Source organism: Streptomyces sp. E11-3 (assembly GCF_046540415.1).
In the GTDB taxonomy this organism is placed as follows: Bacteria; Actinomycetota; Actinomycetes; order Streptomycetales; family Streptomycetaceae; genus Streptomyces.
This window is the reverse complement of record NZ_JAZGRL010000002.1, coordinates 1,226,219-1,243,738: the sequence shown is the minus strand read 5'-3', so window position 1 is coordinate 1,243,738 and position 17,520 is coordinate 1,226,219. Positions and strand designations below refer to the sequence as shown.

Genomic DNA, 17,520 nt, shown 5'->3' with positions numbered 1-17,520 from the left:
TGGCTAACAGGAGGCCACTGGCCACAGCGCGGTACAGGAGGCACAAGTGAGCGAACCGCGGTCCGCTCCCACCGTTGGTCAGGTCGTCCTTGGAAAGCGCTTGCAGGAGCTGCGTGAGAACGCGGGCCTCAAGCGCGAGGAAGCCGCACGCGTGCTGCGTGTCGCGCCCGCCACGGTCCGCCGTATGGAGACCGCAGAAGTCAGCCTCAAGATCCCTTATCTGCAGCTGCTGCTGCAGGCGTACGGCGTCACCGGCGGCGAGGCCGAGTCCTTCGTCGAACTGGCCGAGGAGGCCAACCAGCCCGGCTGGTGGCAGCGCTACCACGACATCCTGCCCGGCTGGTTCAGCATGTACGTCAGCCTGGAGGGCGCCGCGACGCTCCTCAGGTCGTACGAACCCCACTTCGTGCCCGGACTGCTGCAGACCGAGGACTACGCGCGCGCGGTGATGCGCGCGGGTGCCGTCGGGCATACCGATCCCGAGGACACCGAACGGCACGTGGCACTGCGGATGCAGCGCCAGGAGCTGCTCACCGGCGAGCACGCCCCGCGGCTGTGGGTCGTCATGGACGAGACCGTGCTGCGCCGGACCGTCGGCGGGCCGGGCGTGATGCGGGCCCAGGTCGACCGGCTGCTCGAAGCCACCGCGATGCCCAATGTCACGTTGCAGGTTGCGGAGTTCACCGAAGGGCACCATCCGGGCACCTACGGCCCGTTCGTCCTGTTCCGCTTCTCGATCCCCGAACTGCCGGACATGGTCTACACCGAGTACCTGACCGGCGCCGTCTATCTCGACCGCCGCGCCGAAGTCGTGACCTATCTGGAGGTCATGGACCGGATGGCGACGCAGGCGGCAACGGCACACCGCACAAAGGAGATTCTCCGGAGTCTTCGCAAGGAGCTGTGAATGGATCACATATCCGACCGGATCTACAACGGCATGCCCGCCCGTGAGCTCGGCAGCGAGGGCTGGCACAAGCCGTGGAGCGGCGGCAACGGCGGCAACTGCGTCGAAGCCATGAAGCTGGCCGACGGCCGGGTCGCGGTACGGCAGTCAGCCGACCCCGACGGGCCGGCGCTGATCTACACCTCGGGTGAGCTCCACGCCTTCATTCAGGGCGCGAAGGCCGGTCAGGCGGACTTCCTGCTGTCCTGACCGGCTTGGCGCGCCGGGTCAGGGCCGCTGCTCCCGCAGATGGTCTTCGACGGTCGCCGCGATCGCCTGGCAGTAGCGGAGGATGCCAGGCGAGCGCACCGGACACGGCTGGGACTTGGGCGTGGTCGGGGCCAGACAGAAGTGCAGCGGGTCGTCCGCGCGGTGCAGCTCGGTCGTCGTACCACCGGTGCAGTACGCGGGGTTGGCGCGCTCGTACGTGTTGCACGGCAGCTTCTGTACGTACGTGTAGCGGTCACCGGGGCGGCTCACCCGCGCGCCCGCGTCCGAGATCAGGTCACCGGCGGCCTTGGCCTGCGCCCGGTAGATGTCGTTGACGCGGCGGACCCGTTCGGGGGCCATGACGTCGGGGCCCTGCAACACCCAGACGAGCTTCGGACGGGGGATGCCCGCGTCGCGGGCCGCCTTGGCGATCTGCCCGGTCAGGGCGCGGGCGTCGGCCGCGTACCGGTCGTAGTACGTGGCCGGGTCCGTGTCGTGGACGATGTTCTTCATACAGGGCGTGTAGCCCCAGGAGTTGCCCCAGAACTGGAGCACCACGACCTTGGGACGCTCGGTGCGCACCAGGGTCGCGGCCTTGTGCTCGTCCGGTACGAGCGAGTCGCCGCTGCCCTCCAGGTAGTCGCAGAGAGTCGTTCCGGAGTGCGGGGCGCGGCGGAGTTTCGCGCTGCCGGACTCGTCCAGCAGGTCCGCCAGGACGTCCTGGTTCTCCATGGCCAGGGAGTCGCCGAGGTACACGGCGCGGGCCGGGGGACCCTTCGGAGTCGGCTTCTTGGCAGGTGACTTGCCGGGCTTGTCGGTGGGTTTCCCGGCGGGTTCGTCGGCGGGGGATTCGGTGGGCTTCTTCGGCTGCGCCGGTGCTGCGGCCGCCGTCGTGGGCCGCCCGCCCGGCGTCGGTACGGCGGCGGGGGGTGTGGCGTTCGCATCCGACCCGTCGGACGCGAAGACCAGCCGTGCACCGAACACCCCGACGGCCGCCAGTGTGAGGGGAACCAGCACCCAGGCAAGTCCCACCAGCCATCTCTGCCCCATGTCGCTTTCGCCCCTCCCGTGTCAACGCCCCCTGCGTTCACGAGCAGACCACACTGGCGTGCGAACGCGCAGGAGTCCAGTGCGGTCGGCGATGAGTTGTCGGGGCCCTGGGAGTCGTACTCATAGGAGAACGCCACAGCAGGACCCGAATTCGACTTGGAGGTGCGTCATGTGCCAGCACCAGCCCCCGTGCCCATCCGCCGACCGTGCCGACCACGAGGCCGCGCGCATCGTCGCCTTCCACCCCGAGCAGGGCTGGAGCCTGCTGTGCAACGGCGCGATCGTCTTCGACGACACCGGCGAACTGCTCCCCGACGGCAGCGTGATCGCCCCGCACCGGCCGCTGGTCGCCGCGTAGGAGGCAGGGCCCTTCTGAGAGGTAGGGCCTTTATGGCAGTGGGCAGTGGGCTGTTGGCCTGCCAGCCGGTCGGCTCACACGGTCAACGGCCGGTCGTCCGGGCGGATCGGCGCCGGCAGTCGGCTACGGCCCGTCAGGTACGAGTCCACCGCCGCCGCCACCGAGCGGCCCTCCGCGATCGCCCAGACGACCAGCGACTGGCCCCGCGCCGCGTCACCCGCCGCGAAGACGCCCGGCACATTGGTCGCGAAGCCCCTGTCGCGAGCGATGACCCCGCGCGTGTCCAGGGCCAGGTCGAGTTGGTCGACCAGCCCGTCGGAGCGGTCGGGCCCCGAGAAGCCCAGGGCGAGCAGCACCAGATCCGCCCGGAGCACGCGCTCGGTGCCCGGCCGGGGTTGCCGCCCCTCGGGGGCCACCTCGACCAGGTGCAGCTCGCGTACGTGTCCGTCGGCATCGCCCGTGAAGCGGAGCGTGGAGGCCGAGAAGAGCCGGGCGTCGGCATCCGCCTGCGGCGCCGTGGCCAGGTCTCGGGCCTCCTCGTGAGCGGCGGACAACCGGTAGATCTTGGGGTGGGTCGGCCAGGGGTCGATGCCCTCGTCGCGCTCCGCGGTGGGTTGCGGATAGATGTCCAACTGCGTGACGGAGGCCGCTCCCTCGCGTACCGCCGTGCCCAGGCAGTCCGCGCCGGTGTCGCCACCGCCGATGATCACCACATGGCGGTCCGCGGCCGACAGCGGCGAGACCGGCTGGTCGCCCTGGCACACCCGGTTGGCCTGCGGCAGATACTCCATGGCCTGGTGGATTCCGGCCAGCGCCCGCCCAGGCACCGGCAGTTCGCGCCACGCCCGCGCCCCGACGGCCAGCACCACGGCGTCGTACCGCGTCCGCAGCTCGTCCGCGCCGATGTCACGGCCGACCGCCGTGGACGTACGGAACCGGGTGCCCTCGGCCCGCATCTGCTCAAGTCGCCGGTCCAGGCGGTGCTTCTCCATCTTGAACTCGGGGATGCCGTACCGCAGCAGCCCGCCGACCCGGTCGTCGCGCTCGTACACCGCGACCGTGTGCCCGGCGCGGGTCAGCTGCTGGGCCGCGGCCAGCCCGGCGGGTCCCGAACCGACGACCGCGACCGTGCGGCCCGACAGCCGGTCCGGTGGCCGCGGTGGGGTGTATCCGCGCTCCCAGGCCTGGTCGGCGATGGCCGCCTCGACGTTCTTGATGGTCACCGCGGGCTGGTTGATGGCCAGCACGCACCCCGACTCGCAGGGTGCGGGACACAGCCAGCCGGTGAACTCGGGGAAGTTGTTCGTCGCGTGCAGCCGGTCGCTCGCCGAGCGCCAGTCGTCCCGTGCGACCAGGTCGTTCCACTCGGGGATCAGATTGCCCAGCGGACACGCCTCGTGGCAGAACGGAACGCCGCAGTCCATGCAGCGGTCGGCCTGCTTGCCGACGATCGGAAGCAGCGCCCCGGGGACGTACACCTCGTCCCAGTCCCGTACGCGCTCGCCGACCGTCCGGCGTGGCCACTCCTGACGGGGGGTGGTGAGAAAGCCCTTGGGATCGCCCATGGCCCGTCTCCTCGCGTGCCCGTCGGCCAGAGCCTGTCCGCGGTCCAGGGCCTGTCTGCCGTCCAGGCCTGTCCGCTGTCCAGGGCCTGTCCGCGGTCCAGGGCCTGTCCGGCGGATCATGCCCTGGCCGAGGTCCTCTTCTGAGGTCCTCTTCTGACGGTCCTCTTCGCCACGATACGTCGGGCTCCCGCCCCCGGCGAACGCGCTTCTCAGGCGGCCAGCGCCAGCACGAACGCGGCACACGCGGCGAGCGCCGCCCCGCCGCGCACGTGGTTCCAGGCCGTCCACTCCGAGACGAACCGCTGCCAGGGCTCGGCGCTCTCGGGTGCCTCGGGGTCGAGCTTCGCCATCGCGTCGTTGCGCGGGATGTTCGCCGCGATCGTCACGCCCAGGGAGCCGAACACGTACAGGGCACTGCCGAGCAGCAGCTCGATCGCTCCGCGGTCCGGCCACACCACGAAGGTGATCACGGCCACCACGGCACACAGCGCCGCGGTACCCATCAGCACCCCCAGGAACACCGGGTTGAGGATCACGACATTGATCTTCTGCATCGCCGCTATCCCCTGGGGGGCGGGCAACGCGCCGAGCGCCCTCATCACCGACGTCGAGTATCCGAAGAAGACCCCGGCGATCAGCCCGCTGCCGAGCGCTGCCAGCAGTGTGAGCACGAAGTACGGTCCGTCGATCATGGCAACTTCCGTTCCTTGGTCGTGTGCTGACAAGTCAATCCTGTTGATCGACTGACGGCCATGGTTCTGCCGCGCACGCGCATACGCGCGCGTCTCGCCAGGCATCATGGGCGCCGTGCGACTGGAACCGATCACCTGGGAACGGCTCACCGAGACGCTCGCCGACCGGCTGCTGGATCTGGGTCCCGACGACGCCCGCCCCTGGCCGCGGGTGGCCGTCGACGGCGCCCCGGCCGCGGGGACCGGCGAGCTCGCGGAGCGGCTGGCCGACGCGCTGCGCATACGCGGGCGGCCCGCACTCGTGGTCGCCGTCCAGGGGTTTCTGCGCCCCGCCTCGCTGCGGTTCGAATACGGGCACCGGGACCCCGAGACGTACTACGACGGCTGGTTCGACACCGGAGCCCTGTGGCGCGAGGTCTTCGACCCGCTCGAACCCGGTGGCACCGGGCGGGTGCTTCCCGACCTCTGGGACCCGGACACCGACCGGGCGACACGGACCCCGTACACCGAACTCCCACCCTCGGGCGTCCTGTTGCTGCACGGCCCGCTGCTCCTGGGGCGGTGGTTCCCCTTCGACCTGACGGTCCATCTGCGGCTCACACCTGGGGCCCTGCGGCGCCGGACGGAGCCCGGCGAGCGCTGGACGCTGCCCGCCTTCGAGCGGTACGAGGACGAGGTCGCCCCGGCCGAGGCGGCGGACGTCGTCGTACGCGCCGACAATCCGCGGCATCCCGCCTGGAACGGCGGGCGCGCGGGGCGTGCGGGTGCGCGCTGACGAGGGCGGGACGAGAATGGGCACGCCGGTCCCAGCGGCGCCGTCCGCGCCGCGCCGGCCGTCCGGCCTTCAGGAGGTATTCCATGACCACTGCCGGAGACATCATGCACCGCGGCGCCCAGTGGATTCCGGCACACGAGACGCTGGACCGGGCCGCCCAGATGATGCGTGACCTCAATGTCGGCGCGCTGCCGATCAGCGACGCCAACGAGCGGCTCTGCGGCATTCTCACCGACCGCGACATCGTCGTCGGGTGCGTGGCGATGGGGCATGACCCCGCACGCATCACCTGCGGGGAGATGGCCCAGGGCACTCCGCGCTGGATCGACGCGGGCGCCGATGTCGGCGAGGTGCTCGAGGAAATGCAGGGCCACCAGATCCGTCGGCTCCCGGTGATCGAGAACAAGCGGCTCGTCGGCATGATCAGCGAGGCCGATCTGGCCCAGCACCTGAGCGAGGAGCAGATCGCCGGCTGGGCCGAGCGCGTCTACGCGAGCCGCTGACCCCGGCCACGCGCGGCACGGCGGCGCGCGCCGCGCGCCCACCGGGAAGGAGCGTGAGACCACGGCCCGAATCCCCGGGATCAATCGGGGCAACTGGGATGATCGCGGCATGACGCGAATCGACGGGCATCTCCTCGACCAACGGCAGTCCGAGGCCGGGCAGCGCTGTGCCGCGCTCCCGGACCTCTTCGACGCGACGACCTTCCGGCACCTCGAACGGCTCGGGGTCGGACCCGGCTGGCGGTGCTGGGAGGTCGGCGCGGGCGGCATCTCCGTGCTCTCCTGGCTGGCCAAGCGGGTGGGCCCCACCGGCCGTGTCCTGGCCACCGACGTCGACACCGCGTGGGTCGAATCGGCGGCCCGGCCGCCGGTCGAGGTGCTCCGGCACGATGTGGGCGCCGACGAGGCGCCCGGCGAGGGCTTCGACTTGGTGCACGCCCGGTTCGTCCTGGCCGATGTCGCCGAGCGGGAACGCGCCCTGAGGTCGATGGTCCAGGCGCTGCGCCCCGGCGGACGTCTCCTCGTAGAGGAGACCGACAGCTCCCTTCAGCCGCTGAGTTGCCCCGACGAGCATGGCTCCGCCCAGCGGTTGGCGAACCGGCTGCGCGCGGGCCGTCGGGCGCTGCTCGCCGAGGACGGCACCGACGTGTCGTACGGCCGCAAGCTGCCCCGGCTGCTACGTGATGCGGGGCTGACCCGAGTCGAGGCCGACGCGCACTTCCCACTGGGCGCGGCGGCGTGCGCCGCGCTGGAGACCGCGGGCGTGAACCGGGTGCGCGAGCGCCTGGTGGCCTCCGGGTTCGCCACCGACACCGACATCAACCTGCACCTGGACCATCTCGCCAGCGGCTCCCTGGACCTCGCCCCGGCACCGATGGTCTCGGCGTGGGGCCGCAACCCCTAGGGGGCGTCTCCCCGATCTTCGCGGGCCCGCGACGCCTGGCACGCGCCCCCAAGCTCTCGACTGCTTCCCCAAGCTCTCGGCTGCGCTCGAGCAGGGGAGACCCCATTGAGCAGGGAGGGACCCCCTTCGACGCACGGCCGAATCACCCAAGTACGTCCAGTACGAGGGCGATCCGGCCGTACGCCGATGCACCGCACCGCGAGACATCAGCTGCTTCGCAGCGGGCGCAGGCTGATCCGCGAAGATCGGAGAGATGCCCCCTATTCCGCTTCAGCCGGTTGGGGGTGTCCGCGGGGGGCGTGCGCCGACGCGGGTGACCGCCTCGGCGCCTGCCCGGCAGCCCGCGGCGGCGGCCGCCGTGTCCGTGGCGCCCGCGAGCAGGGCGGCCAGGAAGGCGCCGGTGAACGCGTCGCCCGCGCCCGTCGTGTCCTGTGCGTGCGCGGGGGCCGGCGGGATGTGGCGCGGTGGCGCGCCCGCGCGTGAGAGCAGGGCGCCCGCCGCGCCCTGCTTGGCCACCACGAGCGGGAACTGGCCGCTCAGCTTGGCCGCCGCGTCCGCGGCGTCCGGCAGGCCGGTGAGTGTGGTCGCTTCGTCGTGGTTGGGCAACAGCACGTCGGCACCCGTGGCCGCTGCCAGGAACAGCGCAACCCCCGTGTCGGCGAGGAACCCCGCCGACGCCGGGTCGACACTCACCGGCACGCCACGCGCGCGTGCCGCCGAAAGCGCCAGCCTGGCCAGCGACCGGCTCGGCTCCGCGAAGAAGAGATAGCCGGACAGATGCAGCCGCCCGACCCCGTCGAGCAGCGTGGGCGACCAGTCGTCGGGGGACAGCCGCAGCACAGCGCCGCTGTCGGTCAGGAACGTACGCTCCGCATCGGCGTCCACCAGGCAGATCACGGTGCCGGTCGGGGCCTGCTGGTCGACGACGAGGTGCGGACGTACGCCCGCGTCGGTCAGCGCCCGCTCGTGCCACGCCGCGGAGTCCGCGCCGACCCGTGCCAGCAGCCGTACGTCCGGGCAGCCCGTGTACGCGGCCCAGCAGGCGGCATTGGCCCCCGCACCACCCGGCAGCGTGCGGATGTCCGCGGCCGTGTCGGTGCCCGGCGTGAGCGGCGTACGGTGGCGTGCCACCACATCGGTGACCACGTCGCCGACGACCAGCAGCCCGCCACCCGAGCGCGCGCTCCCCGCCGCGCTCATCGCGCGGACCACGCCGCCGCGATCCGCGCCGCCAGCCGTACGTTGCCCCGCACGGCCGCCAGATTCGCCTCCAGCGACGCCCCGTCGGTGTGCCGCACCAGATAGTCGAGCAGGAACGGCGTGACGGCCTGCCCCGTGACGCCACGCTCAGCGCACGCGTGCAGCGCTTCGTCCAATACGCGCGCGTGGAGCTCGGGGTCGAGCTGCTCGGACACGGGGACCGGGTTGGCGACGATCAGCGCCGACTGAGGCCCGCCGAGCGCGTCCTGGGCGCGCAGCACCGCCGCGACCTCCGTGGGGGAGTCCAGCGTCCAGTCCACCGGGTGCCCCGAGTCGGCGAGGTAGAAGCCGGGGAACCGGTCCGTGCCGTACCCGGCGACCGCCACGCCCAGCGTCTCCAGGCGCTGCAGCGTCGCCGGGACGTCCAGGATCGACTTCACGCCCGCGCACACCACCGCGACACCGGTACGGGCGAGCAGCCCCAGGTCCGCCGACTCGTCCTGCGTCGCGGTCCACTCCCGGTGCACCCCGCCCAGGCCGCCGGTCGCGAACACCCGGATGCCCGCGCGGGCCGCGAGGTACGCCGTCGCCGAGACCGTCGTCGCGCCGCTGGCCCCGGTCGCCAGCGCGAGGGCCAGGTCGCGGTGGCCCAGCTTGCGCAGCCCGTCCTCGCCCGCGATCCGCTCCAGCTGCCGCTTGTCAAGACCGGCCCTGGCCTGCCCGTCCAGCACGGCGATCGTCGCCGGTACGGCGCCCTCGGCGCGTACGAGATCCTCCAGCTCCAGCGCCACCTGGAGGTTGCGCGGCCGCGGCAGCCCATGCGCGATGATCGTCGACTCCAGCGCCACGACCGGCCGCCGCTGCTCGACCGCGTCCCGTACCTCATCGGACACCACCAACACGTGCTCGCCTCCCGTCGTCAGCGCACTCGCTCGTTGCGCGCCTGTTCCTGTCATCCCTGGCGAGCGCGGCCCGCCGCGAAACCCCCGCGGGGGTACGGGATGCCCCGGGCGCGGGTCCCTCGCGGGTCCATTAGGGTGAGCGGCCATGACAACCGATCACGCTTCTGCCACCACCGTGCCCTCCTTCGCGGTGCACATCCCCGACGTCGCGCTGGAGCCGGAGCCGCTTGAGGCGGAGCAGATCGTCTCCGGCGAACCGGAGGTCACCGGGAAGGTGCTGTGGGAGTCGGCGGACGGCCGGCAGCTGCGCGGTATCTGGCAGATCACCCCGGGCGTGGTGACCGACACGGAGGCCAACGAGCTGTTCGTGGTCGTGAGCGGACGCGCCACCGTGGAGGTCGAGGGCGGGGACACGCTTGAGCTGGCGCCCGGTGTCGCCGCGGTGCTGCGCGAGGGCGACCGTACGACGTGGACCGTGCACGAGACGCTGCGCAAGGCGTACCACATCAGCCTCTGAGCATGATCCGGTGGGGCTCCTCAGCCTTCTAGGCCGTCAGCCTGCGGGGCGGAGGGATCGCAGGGCGAGTACGGAGAGCGGGAGCAGCAGAACGGCCGCGCCCAGGTTCAGCCAGCCGTAGCCGGCCTGCGCGACCACCAGCCCCGCCGCGGCACCGCCGACCCCCGCGGCGGCGTTCATCGTCAGGTCCGACAGGCCCTGGGCGGCGGCCCGCGCGGGCCCTGGCACCGAGTCGGTGAGCAGCGCCGACCCGGAGACCAGGCCTGCCGACCAGCCGAGGCCGAGGACGAACAGTCCGACGGCGGTCTGGGCGTGGTTCGGGCCCGCGGTACCGGCGAGCAGCGCCGCGCACCCCAGCAGCGCGACCGCCAGGCCGATCACCGCCAGGTGCCCCAGCCGGTCGGACAGCCAGCCCATCACCGGCGAGAAGGCGTACATCCCCGCGATATGGCCGCTGATGACCAGGCCGATCAGATCGATGCTCGCCCCGTGGTGACCGAGGTCCACGGGGGTCATCGACATGATCGAGACCATCGCGGTGTGCGAGACCGCCACCGTCGTGAGCGCCAGGCGGGCTCGCGGCGACGCGGCCACCGCGGTGATCCCCGCGCGCAGTGAGCGGCCCTTCGCCGACTGCTCCTCCACCGGCGCCAGCGCGCGGGCGGTCAGCAGCGGGTCGGGGCGCAGCAGCACCGCGACCAGCACCGCCGCCAGGACGAAGACCCCCGCCGCCCACAGAAAGGGTCCCGAGGCCTCGGGAATACCGAGCCCGCTGACGCTGCGTCCGGCGGGTGCGGCGATGTTGGGCCCGAGCACCGCACCGATGGTGGTGGCCCACACGACGTTCGAGATGGCGCGGGCGCGGCGCTGCGGCGGCGCCAGATCCGCGGCCGCGAACCGGGCCTGCAGATTCGCCGACGAGGCGGCACCGAAGGCGGCCATGCCGACAAGCAGCAGCGGGAAGCTGTCGACCGCCGCGGCCACCACGACCAGGCCCGCGCCCAACGAGCCGATCAGATAGGCCAGCACGAGACCGGGCCGGCGCCCGCGTGCCGTCATCAGCGCGGCCAGCGGCACCGACAGCAGCGCGGTCCCGGTCACGGTCGCCGTGGGGGCGAGCCCGGACAGCGCCTCCGTGCCGCTCACCTCCTGCGCCAGCACAGCGGCCAGCGCAATACCCGTGGCGACCCCGAGCCCGCCGAGTATCTGACTGGCGATCAGTACGGCGGAGGTACGGCGCTGCAGCGCGGGCAGCTGATCGGGCTCGACGGGTATGAAGGGGCGATCGGTCGTCGTCACGGACGCAGTGTCGCAGCAGGCGGGCGGGGACTGACAACGAGTTCCACTAGCAGCCGACGGCCGACAGCCGAGTCGGCCCGCTGATGTGCCAACCCGCCGGTCAGCGGTCAGAACAGCGGCTGCGGCAGCACCCCCTCCAGCGCGAGCAGCCGCCGCTTGGTCTCCAGGCCACCGCCGAAGCCGCCCAGCCCGCCGTCGCTCTCGACGACCCGGTGGCACGGCACCACGACCGGCAGCGGGTTGGCCCCCATCGCCGCGCCCACCGCCTGCGCCGTGCCCGGCTGGCCCACCCGCTCGGCCAGGTCGCCGTAGCCGACCACCGCGCCGTACGGCACTCCCTGCGCCAGCTCCCGCAGAACCTGGCGGTTGAAGCCGGAGACCAGCGTCCAGTCCAGGTCGAGCGTGAAGTCGTGCAGCTCACCCGAGAAGTACGCCGCGAGCTGGCGTATGGGCTCCGCCAGCCGAGCGGAGCCGGGCGCCTCGACGGGTTCGGTGCCCAGCGTGGCCGCGAGCCTGCCCAACGCCTTGTCCCGTACCGGGCCGTCGGCGTGGAAGGCGACATGGACCAGGCCGTCGGCGGTCGCGGCCAGCAGCAGCGGACCGATGTCGCTGCCGACGACGGTCCACTCGGCGCCCCGCGCCCCGGCCCGGGCGGTGGTCTGCGCGTCCTGCGCGTAGGTGTTCACGCAGACCACCGTACGACCGGGCACTGACAGCGCGGCCGCGGGCGGGTCAGCCGTTCAGCGCGTCCCGCACGACGTCAGGCTTGTTGGTGATGATGCCGTCCACCCCGAAGCCCGCCGCCCGCCGCGCGTTCGCGGCGTCGTCGACGGTCCAGGTGAAGATCTCCAGCGGCTTGCCGCGCGGACCCTTCAGTGACTGGATCGCGTCGACGTAGTCGGCCGAGATCGTGGTGTGCCGCGAGTTGATCTGGTCCGCGAACTTCGCGTACTCGGGCAGATCGGCTACCGCCGGGGTGCCCAGAAAGCCGGTCTTGACGTCGGGCCGCTGGGCGTGCACCTTCTTCACGCTGTCCGCGCTGAAGCTCTGCACCACCAGCTTGCTTCGGACGTGGTGCTGGTCCAGCCAGCCGGTCTTGCGCAGCACGGCGAGGGTGTCCCTCTCGATACCGGGGTAGAGCGCCGGCTGCTTGATCTCCAGGACGAGCTTCTGGTGGTTGTGGCGGACGCGGTTCATGTACTGCTCAAGCGTCGGCACGCGCGCGCCCGCGTACTTCGCGTCGAACCAGCTGCCCGCGTCCAGCTTGGCGATCTCGGCGGAGGTGAACTCCGCGACTCTCCAGGGAGCGCGGTCGGGGAAGACCTCTTCGACGTTCGTGGTCCGGGCCAACGTCGCGTCGTGCATCATGACGAGCTTGCCGTCCTTGGTGCGCTGGACATCGGTCTCGGCCCAGCGGAAGCCCATGTTCGCGGCCTTGTCGAGGGATTCGATGGTGTTCTCGGGCGCGTAGGCGGACGCGCCGCGGTGCGCGACGACGAGCGGTGTGCCGGTCTCGGCGGTGGCGGCCTGAGCGGTGGAGATGGGGATGACGAGTGCGCCGACTCCCAGAAGCACTGCGGTAGTTGCTGTGGCAGGGCGAACGTACACCTGAGCTCCTCGCGTTGTGTGATCGCGGACTGATCGAGAGTGACAGCCGCGGGCCAACGGAGCGCAGGGGAAAGATGGCCACAGATTGAACGCAGCCGCCCCAGCCGGAAGGCTGGGGCCCGGGACGTAATATTCTTTGCCGAAAAATCGCTCGTACGTTCCCTGGAGAGCTCTAATCTCTGCTCATCCAGGGGCGCTTCGACGTACCTGAACTGGGTGCACAGGGCACCCCGGGCACCACAGGCGGAAGGGCTACCGCGCATGCAGGGCACGGTCGACGGATTCAGCTATGGGCTGGTGACGCCAGTGGTGGCGTACCTCATGGCGTGCCTGGGCGGCGCACTCGGACTGCGCTGCACCGCCAGGGCGCTCATCCTCTCGAACTCCTGGCGGGCCGGCTGGCTGGCGCTCGGCTCGGCCGCGATCGGCTCCGGCATCTGGACCATGCACTTCGTGGCGATGATGGGCTTCACGGTGGAGGAGGTCCCGATCCACTACGACGTGCCCATCACGTTCGCGAGCCTGGGGGTCGCGATCGTCATGGTCGGCATCGGGATCTTCATCGTCGGCTACCGGGGTGCCACGGTGATGGCGCTGTTCACCGGGGGCACGATCACCGGACTCGGGGTCGCGTCGATGCACTACCTGGGAATGGCCGGTATGCGTCTGCGCGGCTCGCTCCAGTACGACACACTCACGGTCGCCGCGTCCGTGGTGATCGCCATGGTGGCCGCCACCGCGGCCCTGTGGGCGACCGTCCAGGTCCGGGGCTTCGTGTGGAGCCTGGGCGCGAGTCTCGTCATGGGTCTCGCGGTGAGCGGTATGCACTACACGGGCATGGCGGCGCTCAGCGTCCATCTGCACGGGACGGCCGGCTCCCCGGTCGGGCGCTCGCCGGCCGAGCTGCTCGCGCCCATGATGATCGGCCCGCTCGGCTTCCTGCTTCTGGCCGGAGTGATCGTGATGTTCGACCCGATGATGGTCATGGGCAGGCCGGACTGGGAGCGCGCCGTCGGGGCCACCGGGCGCGGCCCGCAGCGGGCCCCCGGGTGGCGCCAGGACTGGTGACCCGCCCGCTGTCCCCGCCTCGGGAGAGTGCCGCGCGGGCCGATCGGGACCCCGGTTGTCAGTGGGGAGTCGTACGGTGGGTTCCATGCGGCCCGTATCCCAGATCGAACGCACCGTGGCGCCTTTCGAGGTCGTCAGCCCGTACCAGCCAAGCGGCGACCAGCCGGCGGCCATCGCCGAGCTGGAGCGACGCATCCGCGCAGGTGAGAAGGATGTCGTCCTGCTCGGCGCGACCGGCACCGGAAAGTCCGCCACCACCGCGTGGATGATCGAGAAGCTGCAGCGCCCCACCCTCGTGATGGCGCCCAACAAGACCCTCGCGGCCCAGCTGGCCAACGAGTTCCGCGAACTCCTGCCGAACAACGCCGTCGAGTACTTCGTCTCGTACTACGACTACTACCAGCCCGAGGCGTACGTCCCGCAGTCGGACACCTACATCGAGAAGGACTCCTCGATCAACGAGGAGGTGGAGCGGCTGCGCCACTCCGCGACGAACTCCCTGCTGACCCGCCGTGACGTCGTCGTGGTCGCCTCGGTCTCCTGCATCTACGGCCTCGGTACTCCACAGGAGTACGTCGACCGCATGGTGCGACTCGAGGTCGGCGACGAGATCGACCGCGACCAGCTGCTGCGCCGCTTCGTCGACATCCAGTACACGCGCAACGACCTGGCCTTCACCCGCGGCACCTTCCGGGTGCGCGGCGACACCATCGAGATCTTCCCGGTGTACGAGGAGCTCGCGGTCCGCATCGAGATGTTCGGCGACGAGATCGAGGCGCTGTCCACCCTGCACCCGCTCACCGGCGAGGTCATCAGCGACGACCAGGATCTGTACGTCTTCCCGGCCTCGCACTACGTGGCGGGTCCCGAGCGCCTGGAGAAGGCCGCGGCCGGCATCGAGAAGGAGCTCGAACAGCGCCTCGCCGAGCTGGAACAGCAGGGCAAGATGCTGGAGGCGCAGCGGCTGCGCATGCGCACCACGTACGACCTTGAGATGCTCCGCCAGATCGGCTCCTGCTCCGGTGTCGAGAACTACTCGATGCACTTCGACGACCGTGAGCCGGGATCGCCGCCGCACACCCTCCTGGACTACTTCCCGGAGGACTTCCTGCTCGTCCTCGACGAGTCGCATGTCACCGTGCCGCAGATCGGCGCCATGTACGAGGGCGACGCCTCCCGCAAGCGAACCCTGGTCGACCACGGCTTCCGGCTGCCCTCCGCGCTCGACAACCGCCCGCTGAAGTGGGAGGAGTTCCAGCAGCGCATCGGGCAGTCGGTCTATCTCTCGGCCACCCCGGGCAAGTACGAACTCTCCCGCGGCGACGGCCAGGTGGAGCAGATCATCCGTCCCACGGGCCTGGTCGACCCCGAGGTCGTCGTCAAGCCCACCGAGGGGCAGATCGACGACCTGGTGCACGAGATCCGGCAGCGCACCGAGAAGGACGAGCGGGTCCTGGTCACCACGCTCACCAAGAAAATGGCCGAAGACCTCACCGACTACTTCCTGGAACTGGGCATCCAGGTGCGCTATCTGCACAGCGACGTTGACACGCTGCGCCGGATCGAGCTGCTGCGCGAGCTGCGCGCCGGCGAGTTCGACGTCCTGGTCGGCATCAACCTCCTGCGCGAGGGCCTCGACCTGCCCGAGGTGTCGCTGGTCGCCATCCTCGACGCCGACAAGGAGGGCTTCCTGCGCTCGGGCACCTCGCTGATCCAGACCATCGGCCGCGCGGCGCGCAACGTCTCGGGCCAGGTCCATATGTACGCGGACAAGATCACCCCGGCGATGGAGAAGGCCATCGACGAGACCAACCGGCGCCGGGCCAAGCAGGTCGCGTACAACAAGGAGAAGGGCATCGATCCGCAGCCCCTCCGGAAGAAGATCAACGACATCGTGGCGACCATCGCGCGCGAGGACGTCGACACCGAGGAGCTGCTGGGCAGCGGCTACCGCAAGAGCAAGGACGGCAAGAGCGCGAAGGCACCGGTGCCCGCGCTCGGCGGGGACCACGGCAAGGCGGCGGCCAAGTCCGCCAAGGGCAAGGCCGCGAAGACGACCCCCACCGACCGCCCGGCGGCGGAACTGGCCGGGCAGATCGAGGAGCTGACCGACCGGATGCGGGCCGCCGCGGCCGACCTGCAGTTCGAGGTCGCCGCCCGACTGCGGGACGAGGTCTCGGAGATGAAGAAGGAGCTGCGGCAGATGAAGGAGGCCGGGCTTGCCTGACCACGCCGCCTGGTGTGTTGCAAACCCGACACAAAATCGCGGGCCGGGGTACGGCACGGTAAGCGGCACTGCGTAGGGTAACGGCAACCGTACCAAGGCGGTTGTTGGGGATTGTTCGAGAGGGGACAGCGCGTGACGGTCAACATGACCAAGGGTCAGGCCATCAGCCTGGAGAAGAACGACGGGGCCTCGCTGACCGCGGTGCGCATGGGCCTCGGCTGGCAGGCGGCTGCGCGTCGTGGACTGTTCGGCAAGCGGACCCGGGAGATCGACCTCGATGCCTCGGCCGTGCTGTTCGCCGACAAGCAGCCGGTCGACGTGGTGTTCTTCCGTCACCTCGTCAGCGACGACGGCTCGGTCCGTCACACCGGTGACAACCTGGTCGGCGGCGTGGGCCAGGGCGGCGACGACGAGTCGATCCTCGTCGACCTGCAGCGGGTCCCGGTCCACATCGACCAGATCGTCTTCACGGTGAACTCCTTCACCGGCCAGACGTTCGAAGAGGTGCAGAACGCCTTCTGCCGCCTCGTCGACGAGACCAACGGCCAGGAGATGGCCCGGTACACGCTGGACGGCGGCGGCCAGTACACCGCGCAGATCATGGCCAAGGTGCACCGTTCCGGCGCCGCCTGGCAGATGACGGCCCTCGGCACCCCGGCCAACGGCCGGACTTTCCAGGACCTGATGCCGACCATCCTGCCGCACCTCTGACACGGCGGGCCGCCCTGAGAGGCAGCCCGCCCGTACGCAGCTCCCGGAAGCAGCGGCGACCGGGAGCTGCGCCGCACCACGGTGCCTTCCAACGCGGCGCCTTCGCACAACCACCGGGAAATCCGCAGCGTCGAGGACGACGCGGCACCGCGACAGACACCACGAGGGGGACGAAGGCGATGACGGCCGAGCTGGTCAGGGGGCAGAACCACGCCCTGCCGCAGACCCGTCTGGAGATCCGCGTGTCGGCGGGCAAACCGGTCGTCGCGGGCGCCACGCTCAGCGACCAGCAGGGTCAGGTGCGCGGCACCGAGTGGGTCGCCCACCCCGGCTCGCCCCAGCTCCCCGGACTCGAAGTCTCCCAGCAGGCGGCGGCCGACCATCGGCTCGCCGTCGACCTGGACGCGCTCCCGACCGCCGTGGACCGCGTCAACGTGCTGCTCGCGCTGCCCGTCGGCGTCGGCGGGCCGGTCCGCTTCGGGGCGATGGCGGCCCCCTTCGTCGCCGTCACCGGACTGGACGGCACCGAGGTCGCCAGCTACACCATCACCGACCTGGACGCCGAGTCCGCCGTCGTCGCCCTTGAGCTGTACCGCCGACAGGATGCCTGGAAGGTGCGCGCCGTCGGCCAGGGCTACGCGGGCGGACTGGCCGACATGCTCAGCGACCAGGGGCTGCCCGGGGCACGCGAGATCGCCGCGCAGATCCTGGACGCCGTGGCCCGCGGGATGGCCCGCTCCGTCTCGGCACCGCCGCCGCGCACGGCGGACGGCGACCGCGTCCGGCGTACCGCACCGGCCACTGGGCCGCACTCCGCGACCGGCGGCGCCGCGCCTCAGCACGCACCGGCCGAGCCGTCCGCGCCAGGCCGCCAGGACCTCGGCGGACAGGACGGGCAGCCGCAGTCCGGCCAGCCACCGCAGCCCGCGTCAGCCCCATCCGGCGGCCCCGTCAACTACACCCACCCGAAGCGGCGGCCCACCGC

The 17,520-nt window shown here is 71.3% G+C and carries 19 protein-coding genes; 11 read left to right on the top strand and 8 right to left on the bottom strand.

Annotation, left to right across the window (positions count from 1 at the left end; all coding sequences use genetic code 11):
• The first annotated feature begins 46 nt into the window (after window positions 1-46).
• Entirely contained in the window at window positions 47-907 is an 861-nt protein-coding gene (locus U9R90_RS24570) for a helix-turn-helix domain-containing protein (protein ID WP_411058831.1), read from the top strand.
• Entirely contained in the window at window positions 908-1,156 is a 249-nt protein-coding gene (locus U9R90_RS24565) for a DUF397 domain-containing protein (protein WP_411058830.1), read from the top strand.
• A gap of 18 nt (window positions 1,157-1,174) precedes the next feature.
• Here the strand turns inward: U9R90_RS24565 and U9R90_RS24560 are convergent, their stop codons facing one another.
• Window positions 1,175-2,206, bottom strand: coding sequence for an SGNH/GDSL hydrolase family protein (locus U9R90_RS24560; RefSeq protein ID WP_411058829.1), 1,032 nt, complete (start codon window positions 2,204-2,206; stop codon window positions 1,175-1,177).
• A gap of 169 nt (window positions 2,207-2,375) precedes the next feature.
• On the opposite strand from U9R90_RS24560, the gene U9R90_RS24555 reads away from it, so the two are divergent.
• The gene (locus U9R90_RS24555) at window positions 2,376-2,564 is read left to right on the top strand and encodes a DUF5999 family protein (RefSeq protein WP_411058828.1); all 189 of its coding nucleotides are present in this window, start codon (window positions 2,376-2,378) and stop codon (window positions 2,562-2,564) included.
• Window positions 2,565-2,638: 74 nt separating this feature from the next.
• On the opposite strand, the gene U9R90_RS24550 is transcribed toward U9R90_RS24555, so the two are convergent.
• Both U9R90_RS24550 and U9R90_RS24545 read right to left on the bottom strand, forming a co-directional pair.
• A complete protein-coding gene (locus U9R90_RS24550) occupies window positions 2,639-4,129 on the bottom strand; it encodes a glutamate synthase subunit beta (protein ID WP_411058827.1) in 1,491 nt (496 codons plus the stop codon).
• 209 nt (window positions 4,130-4,338) lie between these two features.
• Window positions 4,339-4,821, bottom strand: a complete 483-nt coding sequence (locus U9R90_RS24545) for a DUF1772 domain-containing protein (protein ID WP_411058826.1) — start codon at window positions 4,819-4,821, stop codon at window positions 4,339-4,341.
• A gap of 106 nt (window positions 4,822-4,927) precedes the next feature.
• Here U9R90_RS24545 and U9R90_RS24540 point away from each other — a divergent pair, with 106 nt between their 5' ends.
• The 3 genes from U9R90_RS24540 to U9R90_RS24530 all read left to right on the top strand — a co-directional run bounded on the left by U9R90_RS24540 (window position 4,928) and on the right by U9R90_RS24530 (window position 7,003).
• Window positions 4,928-5,596: a uridine kinase gene (locus U9R90_RS24540; RefSeq protein ID WP_411058825.1), complete on the top strand. Its 669-nt coding sequence runs from the start codon at window positions 4,928-4,930 to the stop codon at window positions 5,594-5,596.
• Window positions 5,597-5,679: 83 nt separating this feature from the next.
• On the top strand, window positions 5,680-6,099 hold the full coding sequence (locus U9R90_RS24535) for a CBS domain-containing protein (RefSeq protein ID WP_411058824.1): 420 nt from the start codon (window positions 5,680-5,682) through the stop codon (window positions 6,097-6,099).
• 109 nt (window positions 6,100-6,208) lie between these two features.
• Window positions 6,209-7,003, top strand: a complete 795-nt coding sequence (locus U9R90_RS24530) for a methyltransferase domain-containing protein (protein ID WP_411058823.1) — start codon at window positions 6,209-6,211, stop codon at window positions 7,001-7,003.
• 270 nt (window positions 7,004-7,273) lie between these two features.
• Here the strand turns inward: U9R90_RS24530 and U9R90_RS24525 are convergent, their stop codons facing one another.
• Both U9R90_RS24525 and U9R90_RS24520 read right to left on the bottom strand, forming a co-directional pair.
• Window positions 7,274-8,203, bottom strand: a complete 930-nt coding sequence (locus U9R90_RS24525; protein WP_411058822.1) for a carbohydrate kinase family protein — start codon at window positions 8,201-8,203, stop codon at window positions 7,274-7,276.
• Window positions 8,200-9,159 (bottom strand): pseudouridine-5'-phosphate glycosidase, encoded by a 960-nt coding sequence (locus U9R90_RS24520; RefSeq protein WP_411058821.1) that lies wholly within the window; start codon window positions 9,157-9,159, stop codon window positions 8,200-8,202. The genes U9R90_RS24525 and U9R90_RS24520 overlap by 4 nt, the downstream gene beginning before the upstream one ends.
• A gap of 91 nt (window positions 9,160-9,250) precedes the next feature.
• Between U9R90_RS24520 and U9R90_RS24515 the strand changes: the two genes are divergently transcribed.
• Window positions 9,251-9,622 (top strand): cupin domain-containing protein, encoded by a 372-nt coding sequence (locus U9R90_RS24515; RefSeq protein ID WP_411058820.1) that lies wholly within the window; start codon window positions 9,251-9,253, stop codon window positions 9,620-9,622.
• A gap of 36 nt (window positions 9,623-9,658) precedes the next feature.
• Here U9R90_RS24515 and U9R90_RS24510 read toward each other — a convergent pair whose 3' ends face one another.
• From U9R90_RS24510 to U9R90_RS24500, 3 genes are all read right to left on the bottom strand, one after another.
• Window positions 9,659-10,921, bottom strand: a complete 1,263-nt coding sequence (locus U9R90_RS24510; RefSeq protein WP_411058819.1) for an MFS transporter — start codon at window positions 10,919-10,921, stop codon at window positions 9,659-9,661.
• Between the two features lie 107 nt (window positions 10,922-11,028).
• Window positions 11,029-11,607, bottom strand: a complete 579-nt coding sequence (locus U9R90_RS24505; RefSeq protein WP_411058818.1) for a methylated-DNA--[protein]-cysteine S-methyltransferase — start codon at window positions 11,605-11,607, stop codon at window positions 11,029-11,031.
• A gap of 46 nt (window positions 11,608-11,653) precedes the next feature.
• Window positions 11,654-12,529 (bottom strand): glycerophosphodiester phosphodiesterase, encoded by an 876-nt coding sequence (locus tag U9R90_RS24500; protein WP_411058817.1) that lies wholly within the window; start codon window positions 12,527-12,529, stop codon window positions 11,654-11,656.
• A 261-nt stretch (window positions 12,530-12,790) separates the two neighbouring features.
• On the opposite strand from U9R90_RS24500, the gene U9R90_RS24495 reads away from it, so the two are divergent.
• The 4 genes from U9R90_RS24495 to U9R90_RS24480 form a co-directional block, all read left to right on the top strand.
• A complete protein-coding gene (locus tag U9R90_RS24495) occupies window positions 12,791-13,597 on the top strand; it encodes an MHYT domain-containing protein (RefSeq protein WP_411058816.1) in 807 nt (268 codons plus the stop codon).
• Window positions 13,598-13,682: 85 nt separating this feature from the next.
• Window positions 13,683-15,824 carry an excinuclease ABC subunit UvrB gene (gene uvrB / locus U9R90_RS24490; RefSeq protein WP_411058815.1) on the top strand — a complete coding sequence of 714 codons (2,142 nt, stop codon included), beginning with the start codon at window positions 13,683-13,685 and terminating at the stop codon, window positions 15,822-15,824.
• A gap of 132 nt (window positions 15,825-15,956) precedes the next feature.
• Complete coding sequence (locus U9R90_RS24485; protein ID WP_411058814.1) at window positions 15,957-16,535, top strand: TerD family protein; 579 nt, start codon at window positions 15,957-15,959, stop codon at window positions 16,533-16,535.
• 179 nt (window positions 16,536-16,714) lie between these two features.
• Window positions 16,715-17,520 (top strand): TerD family protein (locus tag U9R90_RS24480; RefSeq protein WP_411058813.1); only part of this gene is annotated, 806 nt, incomplete at its 3' end.